Source organism: Stenotrophomonas sp. 364 (assembly GCF_009832905.1).
Taxonomy (GTDB): domain Bacteria; phylum Pseudomonadota; class Gammaproteobacteria; order Xanthomonadales; family Xanthomonadaceae; genus Stenotrophomonas; species Stenotrophomonas maltophilia_AP.
The window spans coordinates 1154951-1172201 of the sequence record NZ_CP047135.1 but is presented as its reverse complement, the minus strand read 5'-3'; the positions used below and the strand labels follow the sequence as shown (position 1 = coordinate 1172201).

At 67.1% G+C, this 17251-nt stretch carries 14 protein-coding genes; 10 read left to right on the top strand and 4 right to left on the bottom strand.

Annotation, left to right across the window (positions count from 1 at the left end):
- The first annotated feature begins 267 nt into the window (after positions 1-267).
- From lpxD to GQ674_RS05410, 8 genes are all read left to right on the top strand, one after another.
- Positions 268-1290, top strand: a complete 1023-nt coding sequence (lpxD, locus tag GQ674_RS05445) for a UDP-3-O-(3-hydroxymyristoyl)glucosamine N-acyltransferase (protein WP_159496273.1) — start codon at positions 268-270, stop codon at positions 1288-1290.
- The gene (gene fabZ, locus GQ674_RS05440; RefSeq protein ID WP_038689474.1) at positions 1287-1745 is read left to right on the top strand and encodes a 3-hydroxyacyl-ACP dehydratase FabZ; all 459 of its coding nucleotides are present in this window, start codon (positions 1287-1289) and stop codon (positions 1743-1745) included. The genes lpxD and fabZ overlap by 4 nt, the downstream gene beginning before the upstream one ends.
- Positions 1746-1763: 18 nt before the next feature.
- Entirely contained in the window at positions 1764-2555 is a 792-nt protein-coding gene (gene lpxA / locus GQ674_RS05435) for an acyl-ACP--UDP-N-acetylglucosamine O-acyltransferase (protein ID WP_038689477.1), read from the top strand.
- Positions 2552-3829, top strand: a complete 1278-nt coding sequence (gene lpxB, locus GQ674_RS05430) for a lipid-A-disaccharide synthase (RefSeq protein WP_159496272.1) — start codon at positions 2552-2554, stop codon at positions 3827-3829. The genes lpxA and lpxB overlap by 4 nt, the downstream gene beginning before the upstream one ends.
- Positions 3826-4470, top strand: a complete 645-nt coding sequence (locus GQ674_RS05425) for a ribonuclease HII (RefSeq protein WP_038689479.1) — start codon at positions 3826-3828, stop codon at positions 4468-4470. Before lpxB ends, GQ674_RS05425 begins: the two co-directional genes overlap by 4 nt.
- Before the next feature lie 881 nt (positions 4471-5351).
- On the top strand, positions 5352-8933 hold the full coding sequence (dnaE, locus tag GQ674_RS05420) for a DNA polymerase III subunit alpha (RefSeq protein WP_159496271.1): 3582 nt from the start codon (positions 5352-5354) through the stop codon (positions 8931-8933).
- A 56-nt stretch (positions 8934-8989) separates the two neighbouring features.
- A complete protein-coding gene (locus tag GQ674_RS05415; RefSeq protein WP_159496270.1) occupies positions 8990-9862 on the top strand; it encodes a hypothetical protein in 873 nt (290 codons plus the stop codon).
- A gap of 113 nt (positions 9863-9975) precedes the next feature.
- Positions 9976-10935 (top strand): acetyl-CoA carboxylase carboxyltransferase subunit alpha, encoded by a 960-nt coding sequence (locus GQ674_RS05410; protein ID WP_128096831.1) that lies wholly within the window; start codon positions 9976-9978, stop codon positions 10933-10935.
- 358 nt (positions 10936-11293) lie between these two features.
- On the opposite strand, the gene GQ674_RS05405 is transcribed toward GQ674_RS05410, so the two are convergent.
- Complete coding sequence (locus GQ674_RS05405; protein ID WP_159496269.1) at positions 11294-11749, bottom strand: CopD family protein; 456 nt, start codon at positions 11747-11749, stop codon at positions 11294-11296.
- Between the two features lie 162 nt (positions 11750-11911).
- Here GQ674_RS05405 and GQ674_RS05400 point away from each other — a divergent pair, with 162 nt between their 5' ends.
- Entirely contained in the window at positions 11912-12508 is a 597-nt protein-coding gene (locus GQ674_RS05400; RefSeq protein ID WP_159499258.1) for a class I SAM-dependent methyltransferase, read from the top strand.
- 97 nt (positions 12509-12605) lie between these two features.
- A complete protein-coding gene (phaZ, locus tag GQ674_RS05395; protein WP_159496268.1) occupies positions 12606-13922 on the top strand; it encodes a polyhydroxyalkanoate depolymerase in 1317 nt (438 codons plus the stop codon).
- Between the two features lie 142 nt (positions 13923-14064).
- On the opposite strand, the gene GQ674_RS05390 is transcribed toward phaZ, so the two are convergent.
- From GQ674_RS05390 to GQ674_RS05380, 3 genes are all read right to left on the bottom strand, one after another.
- Entirely contained in the window at positions 14065-15063 is a 999-nt protein-coding gene (locus tag GQ674_RS05390; RefSeq protein ID WP_159496267.1) for a sensor domain-containing protein, read from the bottom strand.
- Positions 15060-15425: a PadR family transcriptional regulator gene (locus GQ674_RS05385; RefSeq protein WP_159496266.1), complete on the bottom strand. Its 366-nt coding sequence runs from the start codon at positions 15423-15425 to the stop codon at positions 15060-15062. The genes GQ674_RS05390 and GQ674_RS05385 overlap by 4 nt, the downstream gene beginning before the upstream one ends.
- Positions 15426-15653: 228 nt before the next feature.
- Positions 15654-17138, bottom strand: coding sequence for a HEAT repeat domain-containing protein (locus GQ674_RS05380; RefSeq protein ID WP_159496265.1), 1485 nt, complete (start codon positions 17136-17138; stop codon positions 15654-15656).
- Positions 17139-17251: the final 113 nt, after the last annotated feature.

Genomic DNA, 17251 nt, shown 5'->3' with positions numbered 1-17251 from the left:
CGCGCATTGTCGGCATTTTCGTTCATTGGGGAATCGGCCACGCCGTGGGTAGTGCCGGCCGCTGGCCGGCTCCACGGAAACCCGATCCGGCACGCCGGTAGCTTCCGACCGTTGGTCGGCGCGGCCCTTCAACCACCGCGCGGAGCCGGCCAGCGGCCGGCACTACCGTCGCGCTTGCGACCCGCCACTGGGCAAAGGCCGATAGTCCGCCGGTAGGCAAGCCCCCGCCCCCATGACCGAACCTGCGCCACACGGTAAACTTCCGCCGTGAATACTCCTACCTACACCGCCCAGCAACTCGCCGAGCAGTTCGGCCTGCAGGTCCATGGCGACGGCAGCACCGCCATCCATGGCGTGGCCACGCTTGCCCATGCCGGCCCCGGCCAGCTCACCTTCCTTGCCAACCCGCGCTACCGGGCCCAGCTGGCCGACAGCCAGGCGGGCATCGTGGTGCTGCGCGCCGAGGACGCCGAGGCCGCCCCCGGCAGCGCCCTGATCGCCAAAGACCCGTACACCACCTTCGCCAAGATCGGTGCGCTGTTCGACATCGCCCCCGCGCGACCGGCCGGCATCCATCCCAGCGCTGTCATCGACCCCAGCGCCCAGGTTGCCGCCAGCGCCCACATCGGCCCGTTCGTCAGCATCGGCGCCGGCAGCGTCGTCGGCGAGAACTGCATCATCGGCACCGGCAGCATCATCGGTGAGAACTGCACCCTGGACAGCGGCTGCGAACTGATCGCCCGCGTCACCCTGGTCACCCGCGTCAAGCTCGGCAAGCGCGTGCGCATCCATCCCGGTGCCGTCCTCGGTGCCGACGGCTTCGGCCTGGCCATGGACGCCGGCAAGTGGATCAAGGTGCCGCAGCTGGGCGGCGTGCGCATCGGAGACGACTGCGAAATCGGCGCCAACACCTGCGTCGACCGCGGCGCCCTGGAAGACACCATCCTCGACGATGACGTGCGCCTGGACAACCTGGTGCAGATCGCCCACAACGTCCAGATCGGCGCCCACTCGGCCATCGCCGGCTGCACCGGCATTGCCGGCAGCGCCAAGATCGGCCGCTACTGCCTGCTTGGCGGGCATGTGGGCGTGGTCGGCCACCTCGAAATCTGCGACAAGGTCGTCATCACCGGCAAGTCGGTGGTGCGCAACTCCATCCACGAGCCGGGTGAGTACTCCTCCGGCACCCCATTGACCGACAACCGCACGTGGCGCAAGAACGCCGCGCGCTTCAAGCAGCTCGATGCGCTCGCACGCCGGGTCCTCGCTGCTGGCAAGGAGAAAGAATGAACGACACGCTGCAGCTTCCGATCGACATCACCCAGATCCAGGAGCTGATCCCCCACCGCTACCCGTTCCTGCTGGTGGACAGGGTCGTCGAACTCGACGTCGAGACCAAGCAGATCGTGTGCCAGAAGAACGTCAGCTACAACGAACCGTACTTCCAGGGCCACTTCCCGGGTCGCCCGATCATGCCCGGCGTGCTGATCATCGAAGCGCTGGCCCAGGCCGGCGGCGTCATGACCCAGCTGACGCTGGGGCGTGACGCACAGTCCAAGCTGTTCTACATGGTCAAGGTCGAAAACGCCCGTTTCAACAAGCAGGTGGTCCCCGGCGACGTGCTCATGCTGCATGTGCAGATGAAGCGCCTGATCCGCAACATGGGCTGGTACTACGGCGAAGCCCGGGTCAACGGCGAAGTCGTGGCCAGCGCGGAAGTCATGTGCGCCGGCGCCAAGGGCTGAGCCACCACGGAGGCAGGAATGACTGACAACGCACCACGGATCCATCCCACGGCAGTGATCGAGGAAGGCGCGCGCCTGGCCGACGACGTGCAGGTCGGCGCCTTCACTCTGATCGGTGCCGATGTCGAGATCGGCGCCGGCACCGTGATCGGTCCGCACTGCTCGATCCACGGCCCGACCCGCATCGGCCGCAACAACCGCTTCATCGGCCACGCCGCGATCGGCGGCGAACCGCAGGACAAGAAGTACCGCGCCGAACGCACCGAACTGGTGATCGGCGACGGCAACGTCATCCGCGAGTTCGTCACCATCAACCGCGGCACCGAAGGCGGCGGTGGCATCACCACCGTCGGCGACGACAACTGGATGCTGGCCTACACCCACGTGGCCCACGACTGCCACGTCGGCAGCCACTGCGTGTTTTCCAACAACACCACGCTGGCCGGCCACGTGAGCGTGGGCGACTACGTGATCATCAGCGGCTTCGCCGGCGCGCACCAGTTCTGCCGGATCGGTGCGCATGCCTTCCTGGGCATGGGCGCGCTGACCAATGGCGACGTGCCGCCGTTCACCATGGTGGGCAGCGACTCGCTGGGCCGCCCGCGCGGCATCAACAGCGAAGGGCTCAAGCGTCGTGGTTTCGACGCCGAGCGCATCGCCAGCATCAAACGCGCCTACCGCACCCTGTACGTGGCCGGCCTGCCGTTGGCCGAGGCCAAGGTGCAGCTGGCCGAACAGGCCGCGCACAGCGCCGACGTCAAGGACCTGCTGGACTTCATCGAGCACGCCGAGAGGCCGCTGCTGCGATGACGGCCTCTGGCGGGCACACTCCAGCGGGCACCACCGCCCAGGTCATTGAACTGGCGGCGGTGATCGGCGCGCTGGACAACGCGGCCGCGTCGATCACGTCGATCACGTCGAACCGGCCGGTGCGGATCGCGCTGGTGGCCGGCGAGGCCTCCGGCGACCTGCTCGGTGCCGGTCTGGTGCGCGAACTGAAGGCGCGCTTTCCGCAGGCCGAGTTCGCCGGTATCGGCGGTGACGCGATGCGCAGCGCCGGCTGCCAGACCTGGTTCGACGCCAGCGAACTGGCCGTGATGGGGCTGACCGAAATCCTGCGCCACCTGCCCCGGCTGCTGAAACTGCGCGGCGAGTTCCGTCGCCGCGCACTGGAGTGGCAGCCGGACGTGTTCATCGGCATCGACGCGCCCGACTTCAACCTCGGCGTGGAGCGCTGGCTGAAGGAACGCGGCATCACCACGGTGCACTACGTGAGCCCGTCGGTGTGGGCCTGGCGCGAGAAGCGCGCCGAGAAGATCGGGGCCAGCGCCGACCTGGTGCTGTGCCTGTTCCCGATGGAACCGCCGATCTACGCCAGGCACGGTATCGATGCACGCTTCGTGGGCCACCCGATGGCCGACGATATTCCGCTGCACAGCGACCGCGACCAGGCGCGCATGGCGCTGGGCCTGCCATCGAATGCGAAGGTGCTGGCCGTGCTGCCGGGCAGCCGCCTGGGCGAGATCGGCAAGCTGGGCGAAGTCTTCTTCGAAGCCGCCTGGCAGGTCTCCGAACGCATTCCGGGCCTGCACGTGGTGGTGCCGGCCGCCAACCCGGCCTGCCGCCAGTTGATCAGCGAGCAGTTGTCGCGCTCGGCGTTGCCGATGGCGTACTCGCACCTGCTCGATGGTGACGCACGCAACGCGATGATCGCCGCCGACGTGGTGGTGTTGGCATCGGGCACGGCGACATTGGAAACGATGCTGGTGAAGCGGCCGATGGTGGTGGGCTACCGGGTGGCCGAGCTGACCTACCGGATCGTGAAGGCGCTGGGGCTGATCAAGGTGGACCGGTTCGCACTGCCGAACATTCTGGCGGGCAAGGACCTGGCACCGGAGTTGATCCAGCACGACTGCGTGCCGGACAAACTGGCCGCAGCCATCCTGCAGTGGTTCGATCATCCGCAGCGCGGGATCGACCTGCAGGACACCTACCAGCAGCTGCACCTGCAACTGCGCCAGGATGCGTCGGCGCGTGCGGCCGATGCGGTGGCCGAGCTGCTGGCGCGCAAGGCGACGGCATGAGCCGGCGGCACGCAGCAGCCGCGTCGATGGCGCTGTTCGACGGGGCGGCGCTGGCCACGGTGGCACCGCGTTACGTGGCCGGGGTGGACGAGGCCGGTCGCGGTCCGTTGGCCGGGCCGGTGGCGGTGGCGGCGGTGGTGTTCTGCCCGGACCGGCCGCGGTTGAACGGGCTGGACGATTCCAAGCAGTTGACGGCACTGCGTCGTGACCAGCTGTTCGACAAGATCCAGGACCGTGCGCTGGCCTTCCACGTGGTGATGGTGGAGGTGGGCGAGATCGATGCGCTGAATATCTACCAGGCGACGATGCTGGGGATGCGGCGCGCGGTGGAGGGGGTGTCGCACGTGGCGCAGTTCGCGCGGATCGACGGCAACGTGGTGCCGAAGGGGCTGCCCTGTCCGGCGCAGGCGCTGGTGGGCGGGGACGCGCTGGACCGGGCAATCATGGCGGCGTCGATTCTGGCCAAGGTGACGCGCGATCGGTTCATGCTGGCGCTGCACGAGGAGCACCCGGAATACGGGTTCGATCAGCACAAGGGCTACGGGACGCCGGCCCATCTGGCGGCACTGCGCAGTCACGGGCCGTGCCCGCAGCATCGGCGGAGTTTTGCGCCGGTTCGCGCTTGTTTTGAGGTGGTGTAGGTTTTTTTTATGCTGCGCATGGCCGAGGCGGGAGCCGGAGCCACTTCAAATGCAACTGCAACTGCAACTGCCACAGCCGGGGGCCCGGTGGCTCACTGTTGGGGCGGTACGGTTGGGCTGGCGGGACACGCCGCAAGTACGTCCGTGTAGGCTCCGCCACCGCATCCATGCGGTGGAGGGTCCCGCCAACCCAACCGTACCGCCCCTCGACAGACCACCGGTAGCCTCGAGTAACAGCGGCTTTTTTGGTTTCGGGGACGATCTCTGTGAATCCAGGCATTGGGGCTTCGGCGTCGGCGTCGGCGTCGGATTCGGTAATTCGGTAATTCGGTAATTCGGAAATTGGGGATTGTGGGTATTGGGGCTTGGTCGTAGGTGCCGAGCGTTGCTCGGCCCGCCCCCTCCCCAATCGACCACCTAAACGCCCTAGCTCTTGCCTTGGCCTTGGCCTTGCCCCTGCTCCGCTCTCCCATGAGCACGGCTGCACTATCGGGGGTGGGGGAGGTAGGGTTGCGGGACCGTAGAGCGCCATGGATGGCGCGAACGAGCCTACACGGGTGAGGGCGCATTGCTTGCGAGGCACTGCCTCGCATGCGCCCGAACGCACAGCCGCCAGCGGCTGGGCCGGGCCGCGGAGCGGGACTTGCGGCGTGTCCCGCGACCCTGCCTCCCCCGCCCCGGCCCTTCGGCACCCGCACACCGGGCTTCTAGCCGTTGCCGTTGCCGTTGCGTTGAACTTGAACTTGAACTTGACCTCAGCTTCGAAAAAACAAAAACCAACCTGAACCCCACAACCCACCCCGCCCCCTGTTACACCCCTGTCAAGCCTTGTTCGGTCAGGCCCGCGCCGCTACCCTGACCGGGCATTACATTGGCCCGGCATGTCCACTTCCCGTTTCGTACATCTCCACGTCCACACCGAATTTTCGCTGGCGGATTCGACCATCCGTGTCCCGGCGAAGCCGGATCAGGCTGACCCGAAGAAAGCCAAGCAGGCCAACCTGCTCAGCCGCGCGGTGGAACTCAAGCTGCCTGCCCTGGCAGTGACCGACCTGAACAACCTGTTCGCCCTGGTCAAGTTCTACAAGGCCGCCGAAACCGTGGGCATCAAGCCCATCGCCGGCGCAGACATCATGATCGCCGAAGAGGGCATGACCCCGTGGCGCATGACCTTGCTGTGCCGCGATCGTGACGGCTACCTCAGCCTCTCACGCCTGCTCACCCGCGCCTGGATGGAAGGCCACCGCCCCGAAGGCGGCGTCGCCGTGCATCCGGACTGGCTCAAGGCCGGCTGCCACAACCTGTTTGCCCTGGCCGGCCGCGACAGCCTGGCCGGCCGCCTCGCCGGCGAAGGCCGCCATGACCTGGCCGAGCAGCAGCTCGCCGACTGGCAGCGCGTGTTCGGCGATGGCCTGCACCTGGAACTCACCCGCACCGGGCGCGACGGCGAAGAAGCCTTCAACCAGTTCGCCCTGCTCGCCGCGGGCCAGCGTGGCCTGCCCGTGGTCGCCAGCAACGACGTGCGCTTCCTGCAGCCGGAGGATTTCGCCGCCCACGAAGCGCGCGTGTGCATCTCCTCCGGGCGCGTGCTCGACGACCCCAAGCGCCCGCGCGACTACAGCGACCAGCAGTACCTCAAGTCGGCCGACGACATGTGCGCGCTGTTCGCCGATATTCCCGACGCGATCGACAACACCCTCGCGCTGGCCGAACGCTGCAACATCGAAATGCGCCTGGGCACCTACTTCCTGCCCAACTACCCGGTGCCCGAAGACGAAACGCTCGACAGCTGGATCTGCAGCGAATCGCGCAAGGGCCTGGAAGCGCGCCTGGAAAAGAACCCGCTGGCCGAAGGCAAGACCCGCGCCGACTACTTCGAGCGCCTGGAATTCGAGCTGGCCACCATCATCAAGATGGGCTTCCCCGGCTACTTCCTGATCGTGGCCGACTTCATCCAGTGGGGGAAGAACCAGGGCATCCCGATCGGCCCCGGCCGTGGTTCCGGTGCCGGCTCGCTGGTGGCCTGGGCGCTGCAGATCACCGACCTCGACCCGATCCCGTACAACCTGCTGTTCGAGCGGTTCCTCAACCCCGAACGCGTGTCGATGCCCGACTTCGACATCGACTTCTGCATGGACCGCCGCGACGAAGTCATCGACTACGTGGCGCGCAAGTACGGCCGCGAACGCGTCAGCCAGATCATCACCTACGGCACCATGGCCGCCAAGGCGGTGGTGCGTGACTCCGGGCGCGTGCTCGGCTTCCCGTATGGCCTGGTCGACGGCGTGTCCAAGCTGATCCCCAACATCCTGGGCATCTCGCTCAAGGACGCCATGGGCGAAGGCAAGGATTCGGAAATGGCGTCGCCGGAGCTCATCCAGCGCTACCAGAACGAAGACGACGTCCGCGACCTGATCGACCTGGCCCGCCAGCTCGAAGACCTCACCCGCAACGCCGGCAAGCACGCCGGTGGCGTGGTGATCGCGCCCGAGCCGCTGGCCGAGTTCTGCCCGCTGTTCGCCGAACACGACGAAGGCGGCCGCGGCCGCAACCCGGTCACCCAGTTCGACAAGAACGACGTCGAAGAAATCGGCCTGGTGAAGTTCGACTTCCTCGGCCTGCGCACGCTGACGATCATCGACTGGGCGGTCAAGGCGATCAACAAGCGCCACGAACGCGCTGGTATTCCGCCGGTGGACATCACCGCGCTGCCGCTGGACGACGTGGCCACCTACAAGGACATCTTCGCCAACGGCAACACCGGCGCGGTGTTCCAGTTCGAATCCTCGGGCATGCGCCGCCTGCTGAAGGACGCGCGCCCCGACCGCTTCGAAGACCTCATCGCACTGGTGTCGCTGTACCGCCCCGGCCCGATGGACCTGATTCCCTCTTTCAACGCGCGTAAGCACGGGCAGGAAGAAATCATCTACCCCGATCCGCGCACCGAAGCGATCCTGAAAGACACCTACGGCATCATGGTGTACCAGGAGCAGGTGATGCAGATGGCGCAGATCGTGGGCGGTTACTCGCTCGGCGGCGCCGACCTGCTGCGCCGCGCGATGGGCAAGAAGGTGCCGGCCGAAATGGCCAAGCACCGCGAGATCTTCCGCGAAGGCGCGGCCAAGGACGGGGTGAGCGAGGCCAAGGCCGACGCCATCTTCGACCTGATGGAAAAGTTCGCCGGCTACGGCTTCAACAAGTCGCACGCCGCCGCCTACGCGCTGGTCAGCTACCAGACCGCCTGGCTCAAGCGCCACTACCCGGCCGAGTTCATGGCGGCCACGCTCTCCTCGGACATGGACAACACCGACAAGGTGGTGGGCTTCCTGGCCGAAGTGCGCAACCTCGGCCTGACCGTGCTGCCGCCGCGCGTGAACGAATCGGCCTACATGTTCGAAGCCTCCAGTGCCGACACCATCGTGTACGGCCTGGGCGCGATCAAGGGCGTCGGCCAGGGCGCTTGCGAAGCGATCGTGGAAGAGCGCGCACGCGGCGGCCGTTACGAATCGCTGCTGGATTTCTGCATGCGCGCCGAGTCGGGCAAGCTCAACCGGCGGACGCTGGAAGCGATGATCAACTGCGGCGCGATGGATGGCCTGGGCAAGAACCGCGCCTCGTTGATGCTGCAGTTGCCCGAAGTGCTCAAGGCCACCGACCAGATCACCCGCGAGAAGGCGTCCGGGCAGAACTCGCTGTTCGGCGCCCCCAGCCCGCAGGCCACCGCGCAGCAACTGGACCTGCCCGAAGCCAAGGAATGGGCGCTGGGCCAGCTGCTCGACGGCGAGCGCGACACGCTGGGCTTCTACCTGAGCGGGCATCCGTTCGATCCGTATGCCGATGACGTCAAGGAACTGGTCGGCACCGACCTGGGCATGCTCGAGCGCCTGATCCCCCCGGCCCGTCCCAGTAAGGACGGCGAGAAGCGCGCCTGGCGCCAGGAAACCCCGGTGATCCTGGCCGGCCAGGTGGTCGGCGTGCGGCGCAAGGGCGAAAGCCAGGTGTTCATGCAGCTGGAAGACAGCAAGGGCCGCGTGGAGTGCAGCGCCTTCACCGACGGCCTGGCCGAGTTCGGCCACCTGATGACCAAGGATCGCATCCTGATCGTCAAGGGCGGCCTGCGCGAGGATGAGTTCAACGGCGGCTACGCGCTGCGCATCCGCCAGTGCTGGGATTACGAAGAGGTGTGCGCCAACTACGCCACCCGCCTGTCGCTGCGCCTGGACCTGCGCCAGGACGGCAATGTGTGGGACCGCGTGAACGCCCTGCTCGACCGCCACCGCCCGGGCCGCACGCCGCTGCGCATGGACCTGCTGCTGGGGTCCGAACAGGGCCCGGTGGCCGGCATGCTCGACGTCGGCGGCGACATCGCCGTGCGGGTGGACAGCCAGCTGGTCGACGCATTGCGCGCCGATCCCGCCGTGCGCACCGTGAAGGTCCGCTACAGCCCGCCCTGGGCGAACTGATCGGCGTCACCGCTCCACGTTCCACCGTTCTTCCGCTCCACAACAGGTAACCGGTTTTGATCACACGTTTTGCCGGGCTGCTGCTTGCCGCCCTTGCCCTCAGCGGCTGCACCAGCCCGTCCCAGACCTTCGAGATCGACAACCCGGGCGACACCCCGCTGACCCTGCGCATCGACGGCAACGAACTGCCGATCGCCGCGCACGCCTCGCGGCCGGTCAAGCTCAAGCCCGGTGAGCACCACCTGCAGACCCCGGCCCTGGGCGAGGTGCGGTTCATCGTCTACGCGCGCGGCAAAGGCGGCCTGATCAACCCGACGCTGGGCGAGTACGTGATTGCCAGCGAGATCTACGTCACCGGCGAAGACAAGCTCGGCAATTTCGGCCGCGTGGACCACCACATCGAGCTGGGTGGGGTCGGCTTCGACGGCCCGTACAGCACCACCCACGCGCTGTTCATCGACCACGCCTGGACCTTCGGCGTGCGCGAGCCGTTCCCCGACGAGCAGACCGTGGCCCACGTGGACGAGACCGGCGGCCGGATCAACACCAAGATCTTCACTGCCCCGGACTTCATCGCCTACGTCGAGGCCAGCGGCGGCGAACCGGGCGCCTACCGGCGCCAGCAGCCGGCCGGTTACCAGGCGCCAACCTACACGCTGGAGCCCGCACCCACCGCCCTGCCCGCGCTGGACCCGGCCTTCGAACGGCATGCCGCCCCCCTGCGCGAGCTGTATGCGCGCTACCTCAAGGCCACCACCGCCGACGCCCAGCTGCAGCTGCAGCAGGAGGCCTTCCAGGCGCAGATGGCCTTCACCGCCGCCACCGCCGCGCTGGGCGCGGGCCTGCCGGTGGAGGCCAACGAGGCCTACAACACCTTCGTGCAGACCCGCGGCAGCCTGATGGGCAGCGCCGCCCTGGTTGTCCCCTGACCTGACTGGCGCCCCCTGCCCCGCTGCGTTACCGTCGGTTTCCAGACGACGGCGTACGGGGCTTTTCGGCGCATTCGGCTACACTTTCCCTCTTTTCTTCACGACGGTTTCCGATGAATCCGAACTACCTCGACTTCGAGCAACCCATCGCTGATCTGGAGGCGAAGATCCAGGACCTGCGCAGCGCCAGCGCCGGGCCTGCGGTCAATGTCGAGGCCGAGGTGCATGCCCTGCAGGACAAGCTGCGGGTGCGCACCGCGCAGATCTTCCGCAACCTGACCTCGTGGCAGATCCTGCAGCTGGCCCGCCATCCCTCGCGCCCGTACACCGCCGACTACATCCGCATCTTCTGCGATGAGTTCCAGGAACTGGCCGGCGACCGCGCCTTTGCCGACGACAAGGCCATCATGGGCGGCCTGGCCCGCATCGGTGGCCGCTCGGTGATGCTGATCGGCCACCAGAAAGGCCGCGACACCAAGGAAAAGATCAAGCGCAACTTCGGCATGCCCAAGCCGGAGGGCTACCGCAAGGCGCTGCGCCTGATGAAGATGGCCGAACGCTTCGGCCTGCCGGTGCTGACCCTGATCGACACCGCGGGCGCCTGGCCGGGCATCGACGCCGAATCGCGCGGCCAGTCCGAGGCGATCGCGCGCAACCTGATGGAAATGGCCGAACTGAAGGTGCCGGTGATCTGCACTGTGATCGGCGAAGGCGGTTCCGGCGGCGCGCTGGCGCTGGGCGTGGGCGACCGCACCGTGATGCTGGAGTACAGCGTGTACTCGACCATCACCCCCGAAGGCTGCGCCTCGATCCTGTGGAAGGACGCCGGCAAGGCCAAGGAAGCGGCCGAGCAGCTGGGCATGACCGCCCCGCGCCTGAAGAGCCTGGGCCTGATCGACAAGATGGTGCGCGAGCCGACCGGCGGCGCCCACCGCAATCCGAACCAGATGGGCAAGCGCCTGAAGGCCGTCCTGCTCAACGAGCTGGACGAACTGCAGAAGCTGTCGGTGGACGACCTGCTCGCCCGCCGCTACGAGCGCCTGCGCAGCTACGGCACCTACGAGACCATCTAAGCGGATTGCCGTTGCGATGCAACCAAAAAAGCCGGACGCGAAAGCGCCCGGCTTTTTTCATGCGCGGTAGAGCCGACCGTTGGTCGGCTGCCGTTGCGGCGGTCTCTTGCGGCTGCCGGCTGCCGGGATCACCGGACATGGTCGAGAGCCGGCTAGCGACCGGCACTACCGTCGCACGGCCCGGTAGAGCCGACCGTTGGTCGGCTGCCGTTGCGGCGGTCTCTTGCGGCTTCCGGCTGCCGGGATCATCGGACATGGTCGAGAGCCGGCCAGCGACCGGCACTACCGTTGCACAGCCCGGTAGAGCCGACCGTTGGTCGGCTGCCGTAGCAGTGCGGTCAGCGCCCCATCGCGCCCCTCAGAACGGCTTGGCCAGCACCAGCCACACCACGCCGATGAACAGCACCAGCGGCAGTTCGTTGAACCAGCGCAGCGCGCGCGAGGACGGCAGCGGCGTGCCGCGCACGTTGCCCTTCAACAAGCGGCCGGTCCAGGAGTAGTACACCAGCAGCAGCACCACCAGGCCCAGCTTGGCGTGCAGCCAGCCGGCCGCGCCCGGGGCCACCATGGTCGGGAAATCGGGGATCACCTTGTAACCCAGCCACAGCACCAGCCCCAGGATCAGCGCGAAGCCGAACATCATGTGGCCGAACTTGTACAACCGCAGGCCCATCAGCTGCAGCCGCTCGGTCACCGGCAGCTGGCCGGCGGTCTCGCTCAGGTTCACCAGGATCCGCGGCAGGTAGAACACCGCCGCCATCCAGGCCACCACGAACAGCAGATGGAAGGTCTTGACCCAGTAATAGCTCTGCATGCGCTCGCTCCAGCGGCTGGCGTAGGTTGTCGGGCATTCTCGCATGCCCGGGAGGAGCCGCCCCATGGGTGGCTGGCGCGACCAATCGCCACACCACCGCCACGCAGGCCGTCGCGCGACGCCGTACGATAGGCGCCGTTTTCACGACTTCGCATGATCGCCATGGACAAGACCTACGACGCCGACTACTTCAAGCGCTGGTACCAGGCCGACCAGGCCGGTGGCGCCGCGCGCCTGGCGCGCAAGGTGGCCCTGGCCGTGGCCAGCGCCGAGTACTACCTGGAACGCCCCATCCGCAGCGTGCTCGACATCGGCTGCGGCGAAGGCGCCTGGCGCGCGCCGCTGCTCAAGCTGCGCCCGCGCGTGCAGTACCTGGGCTTTGACAGCAGCGCGTACGCCATCCAGCGCTACGGCCGCAGCCGCAACCTGCACATGGCCAAGGTGGGCGACTTCGCCTGGTTGCGCCCGTGCGCGCCGGTCGACCTGCTGGTGTGTTCGGACGTCATGCACTACGTACCCAGCCGCGAGCTGCACCCGGCACTGGAGGGCTTCGCCGAACTCACCGGCGGTGTGGCGTTCCTGGAGGCGTTCAGTGCCGAGGACGAGTTCGACGGCGACCATGAAGGCTTCCAGGCGCGTCCGGCGCGCTGGTACCGCAGTGGCCTGAAGAACGCGGGCTTCACCGCCCTGGGCTCGCACTGCTGGCTGTCCCCGGCCTTGGCCGGACACGCCGCCGCGCTGGAACGCGCCGGGCGCTGAATCTCGATAACAACTGAGACAGACCCCGTATTAACGCGCCGATCCTGCCGGTAGGCTATGCTGCGCGGCAACATAAGACCATACATATTCGGACGCCATGCTTTATCAACTGCATGAGTTGACCCGCAACATGCTCGCCCCGTGGGTTCACCAGGCCCAGGCCAATGCCAAATTCTTCGCCAACCAGGGACACTGGTGGTCGCAGATGCCCGGTGCCGATCGCCTGGCGGCGGTCAACGAGCTGTTCCATCGCATCGGCAAGGATTACGAGAAGCCCGAGTGGGGCATCAACGAAATCGAGGTCGATGGCGAGCGCGTGCCGATCGTGGTGCACGAGGAAGTCAGCAAGCCGTTCTGCAAGCTGCTGCGCTTCAAGCGCCACAGCAACGAGGCCGACCAGCTGCACACCATGCTCAACCAGCCGTTCGTGCTGGTGGTGGCGCCGCTGTCGGGCCACCACGCCACGCTGCTGCGCGACACCGTGCGCACCCTGCTGCGCGACCACCGCGTGTATGTCACCGACTGGGTGGACGCGCGCATGGTGCCGGGCAGCGAAGGCGAGTTCGGCCTGGACGATTACATCGCCTACGTGCAGGAGTTCATCCGCCACCTGGGCGCTGACAAGCTGCACGTGGTGAGCGTGTGCCAGCCGACCGTGCCGGTGCTGGCGGCGGTGTCGCTGATGGCCAGCCGTGGCGAACCGACGCCGCGCACGCTGGTGATGATGGGTGGCCCGATCGATGCGCGCTGCAGCCCCACCGCGGTGAACAACCTGGCCACGCAGAACCCGTTGTCGTGGTTCGAGAACAACGTCATCCATACCGTGCCGGGCACCTACCCCGGCGCCGGTCGCCGCGTGTACCCGGGCTTCCTGCAACATGCCGGGTTCCTGTCGATGAACCCGAGCCGGCACTTCAGTTCGCACTGGGATTTCTACGCCGACCTGGTCAAGGGCGACATGGAAGACGCCGACGCGCACCGTCGTTTCTACGACGAGTACAACGCGGTGCTGGACATGCCGGCCAAGTACTACCTGGACACCATCGAGGTGGTGTTCCAGCAGTTCCTGCTGCCGCGTGGCGAGTGGTACGTCAACGGCGAGCACGTGAACCCGGCGGCGATCACCGGGACCGCCCTGCTCAGCATCGAGGGCGAGCTGGACGACATCGCCGGGCTCGGCCAGACCGAAGCGGCGCAGGCGTTGTGCAGTGGCATTCCGGCCGAACACCGCGAGCATTTCATCGTGGAAGGCGCCGGTCATTACGGCATCTTCAGCGGCCGCCGCTGGCGCGAAACGGTGTACCCGAAGGTGCGTGATTTCTTTGCGGCCCATGCGTACACCGCGACGGCCAAGCCGAAGAAGGCCGCCAAGATCACCAGCAACGTCACACCGTTGCGGCGCAAGGCGGGCTAAGACCGCCTTGCCATGCGTGCGGCGCAGCCGCATCGCATCCGGTAGTGCCGGCCGCTGGCCGGCTCCTCGTACATCCTGCATTGCCTGGAGCCGGCCAGCGGCCGGCACTACCGGGTTTCGTTCACCGGGCTGCGGTCGGGATCTACAGCCGCACCAGCAGGTGCTTGGCCATCATCCCGTGCAGGTGGCCGATGCCGCGTGCCAGGTGCAGGGTGGCGAACAGCAGCAGCACCCCGGCCACCGCCAGCAGCGGCGTGGCCCACATCGACAGCATCTGCTCGCCTTCGATGTAGATGCCCGGGATCTCGCCGGTGAACAAGGCCGCCACCGGCGCCCAGATGAAGGTCAGCGAGATCGAGAGCAGGGTCACCGCGATAGTGAAGTACACAACGCCCAGCGGCAGCATCAGCACGAAATACAGCAGCGTCAGCCAGGTGCGGCCATCGGTGAACATGTCGCCCACCCGCTGCAGCCAGCTGCGGCTGCGGTCGGAATAGGTCGGCCGGCGCGGCATGCGTTCGCCCAGCAGCGCTTCCACCAGCCGCCCTTCCAGCAGCGACAGACCGCGGACCGACCCGAAGAACAGCACGGTGATCGGGATACCGATGATCAGCACCATCAACCCCAGCGACAGCGACAGCCCGGTTACCACCCAGGTGAAGAAGAACGTGCCGGTGGCCAGCGACAGCAGCATGTAGAACAGCGCCCCGTAGGTGCGGGCTTCCAGCGCCACGCCGAAGAACCGGACCAGCGCCGAACGCGGCTTTGGCGTGGCCGGCGGCGGGGTGCCGATGCTTGCCGCGGCCGCCCCACCCGCCGTGCCAGCGGCCACCACGGGCCGGCGCAGCGGCGCTGCCCCCGCGCTGGGCGTACGCAGCGCGCGGTTCACCGTGATTTCGGTTTCGCGGTAGATATCGGCCACTTCTTCCGGCGCGCCGTAGCTGCTGGCGACGTCGGCGATCACCTCGGCCTCGCTGCGGCCGGGCTGGGCCGCCAGTTCGGAGCGCAGGTACTCCTCGGCGTCGTACAGCGCGTCCTGCACCATCGCCGGATCGGCGTCGTGCAGGGCGGCGCGCAGCTGCGCCAGGTACTCGGGAATGGTGGTCGGCAAGGCCCGACCGGCCACGGACGCGATGTTCATTCACTTACCCCTTTCAGGACGGAATCGACGGAATCACGGGTAGCGCGCCACGCGGCGATCCATTGCCGGAGCACCTCACGGCCCGTGTCATTGATGCGGTAGTAGCGTCGCGGCGGACCGGCCATCGACGGTTCAACATGGCTTTCCAGCAACCCGGCCCCTTCCAGGTTGCGCAGCACCGGGTACAGCGCGCTCTGCTTGCCGCTCAGCACGCCTTCGCCGACCCGCTCCAGCTCCTTGGCGATCAGGTAGCCGTACAGCGGCTCGCCGGCCTTGGCCAGCACCGCCAGCAGGGCCAGCGAGACCGTGCCGGCGCTGAGCTCTTTCTGGAACTTCTTCAGGTGGGCGTCGTAGTCGCTCATCGCGTTCTCCAACTAGCGTGGAGTCAACACTAGTGTGAAGTCCGGTATAGCGAATGTGCCCTTAGTCACCGTGCCGGTTGGGAGCCCGTCGGCCGGCTGCCTGCCCAAAAGCCCCGCCAACCGGCTCGCCTCTCTGGAAAGCGGATTCCCTCTCCTGTCTGCTCTCGCCCACCTCGCTGTTGCTCCGGGAGTTCGGCGCTGCCTTCGTCAGGTAACAGCGAGCGGGCTTCAAGCCTGTCGTATTGCAGCGAGCACCTGCGCAGCGGCCGGATCCGCCAGGGCGTGCCTGCCCTCTTCAAGGCGGCTGACCAACGCCTGCCGACGGGCGACCCCCAACGGCGAGTAGCGCCGACTCACCCGAAGCCAGTTTTCCACCAGTTGCAGGTGCCAGGCACGCTCATCGGGGCGCTGCGGTACTGCGTCCAGCAGCAGATCGAGGTGCTGCCACAAGGGCAGCATCGGCAACTGTCCGAGCAGGCCAGACTGCGCCACGGGCGACGGACCGTCGTGACAGAACGCCAGGAGCCGCGCCGGATCCAGTTCGGTGGCCCACAGTGCTGTCGCGCCCGCCAACAGCTGGTTCACGGTCCGTCCTGGCGCTTCCAGCGCCACACGCAAGAACGCCAGACTGGCGCCACCCTCGGCCCGTAGCCAGCCGCGCAGACAGTTGCGTTGATGACGCGCCGATACTTGGGGCAGCAGGGTGCGCAATCCATGCACATCGCCAGCCTCGGCATGATCGCCAAGAGCCTCCAATGCCTCGCGCCAGCGCCCGCGTGTACGGTGCTTGAGCTCGTCGCGCCACAATTGGATTGCAGGGGTAGCCTGACGCTGTTGAAGCAACCACGCCGCCAACCTGCGCACGCTGCGCGAACGGTCGAACGCAGCAGCGTCGATGTACACGTCGAGGCCAGGCGCTTCGCGTTGGACCAGCGCACGCAGTGCCGCGCCACGTACCCTGCTCGAGGGGGCGGACAATGCGAGGACGCATTGCGCTTCGACCTGTGCGGGCTCGCCGTGTTCCAGAAGATGGTCAAGCGCCAGATGCGAGACATGTGGATCACTGTCCAGCAGCGCGTGTGCGCGCAGTTCCGCCTGGTCCGGATGGATCTGCAGAGCGATGGCGTAGGCCGCCAGCCGGGTTCGTGCATCGGTATGGCCCAAGAGCCCTTCCAGTACGACCTGAGCAGAGGGCGATGACAGCCAGGCGAACAGGGTTCCCTCAAGCCAGTCCCGCTGCACGCGCTGCGCATCCCGCAAGCGGACTGCAATCGGCCAGGCCGCCAGCACGTGCTGCACCGAGCACTTCCCGAGGAGAGTCATCACCACCTCCTGTGCCACGACACGCACCTCGACCACCCAGTCATTGCAGCGGAGCAAGGCACAGGACAGGGTCAGGTGGCCGGGCACCGAACGCATCTTCCGGAGCGCAGCCTCGCGCGTGTGACCATTGCCATCGGAGCCCGCCAGGAACAGTGCCACTGCCTGTACTTCAACCGGGGCATCCGGACAAGCCTGCAGGCAAGCGAGCAGTCCATCATCGTTGGGGGCCCACCAACTGCGTCGACGCTCATCAAGATCGAACAGACCCCGTGGCGGCAACGCCTGCAGCCAGCACACGCGGTCCACACCTTCATCGACGCCCCCCTTCAGGATCGGGTCGATCATCACGCGCAGTGCGGCTTCGGGCGCTTCTAGGTGCGACATCACCATCGCGTGCTTCCATGGGGAGGATGACCATCGTGCCGCACACGCATCGATCGGGCCAGCACGCCACCGTGGCGCAGGCGCGCACTCTCGCGCAGAATCAGGACCTCGTTCATGTT

Bases quoted from the DNA above. Each gene is read 5' to 3' on its own strand.
- GQ674_RS05380 (WP_159496265.1), bottom strand. From the start codon at position 17,138: ATGGTGATGTCGCACCTAGAAGCGCCCGAAGCCGCACTGCGCGTGATG.
- GQ674_RS05405 (WP_159496269.1), bottom strand. From the start codon at position 11,749: ATGCAGAGCTATTACTGGGTCAAGACCTTCCATCTGCTGTTCGTGGTG.
- GQ674_RS05425 (WP_038689479.1), top strand. From the start codon at position 3,826: ATGAGCCGGCGGCACGCAGCAGCCGCGTCGATGGCGCTGTTCGACGGG.
- lpxB (WP_159496272.1), top strand. From the start codon at position 2,552: ATGACGGCCTCTGGCGGGCACACTCCAGCGGGCACCACCGCCCAGGTC.
- phaZ (WP_159496268.1), top strand. From the start codon at position 12,606: ATGCTTTATCAACTGCATGAGTTGACCCGCAACATGCTCGCCCCGTGG.
- GQ674_RS05410 (WP_128096831.1), top strand. From the start codon at position 9,976: ATGAATCCGAACTACCTCGACTTCGAGCAACCCATCGCTGATCTGGAG.
- lpxA (WP_038689477.1), top strand. From the start codon at position 1,764: ATGACTGACAACGCACCACGGATCCATCCCACGGCAGTGATCGAGGAA.
- GQ674_RS05400 (WP_159499258.1), top strand. From the start codon at position 11,912: ATGGACAAGACCTACGACGCCGACTACTTCAAGCGCTGGTACCAGGCC.
- fabZ (WP_038689474.1), top strand. From the start codon at position 1,287: ATGAACGACACGCTGCAGCTTCCGATCGACATCACCCAGATCCAGGAG.
- GQ674_RS05385 (WP_159496266.1), bottom strand. From the start codon at position 15,425: ATGAGCGACTACGACGCCCACCTGAAGAAGTTCCAGAAAGAGCTCAGC.
- dnaE (WP_159496271.1), top strand. From the start codon at position 5,352: ATGTCCACTTCCCGTTTCGTACATCTCCACGTCCACACCGAATTTTCG.
- GQ674_RS05390 (WP_159496267.1), bottom strand. From the start codon at position 15,063: ATGAACATCGCGTCCGTGGCCGGTCGGGCCTTGCCGACCACCATTCCC.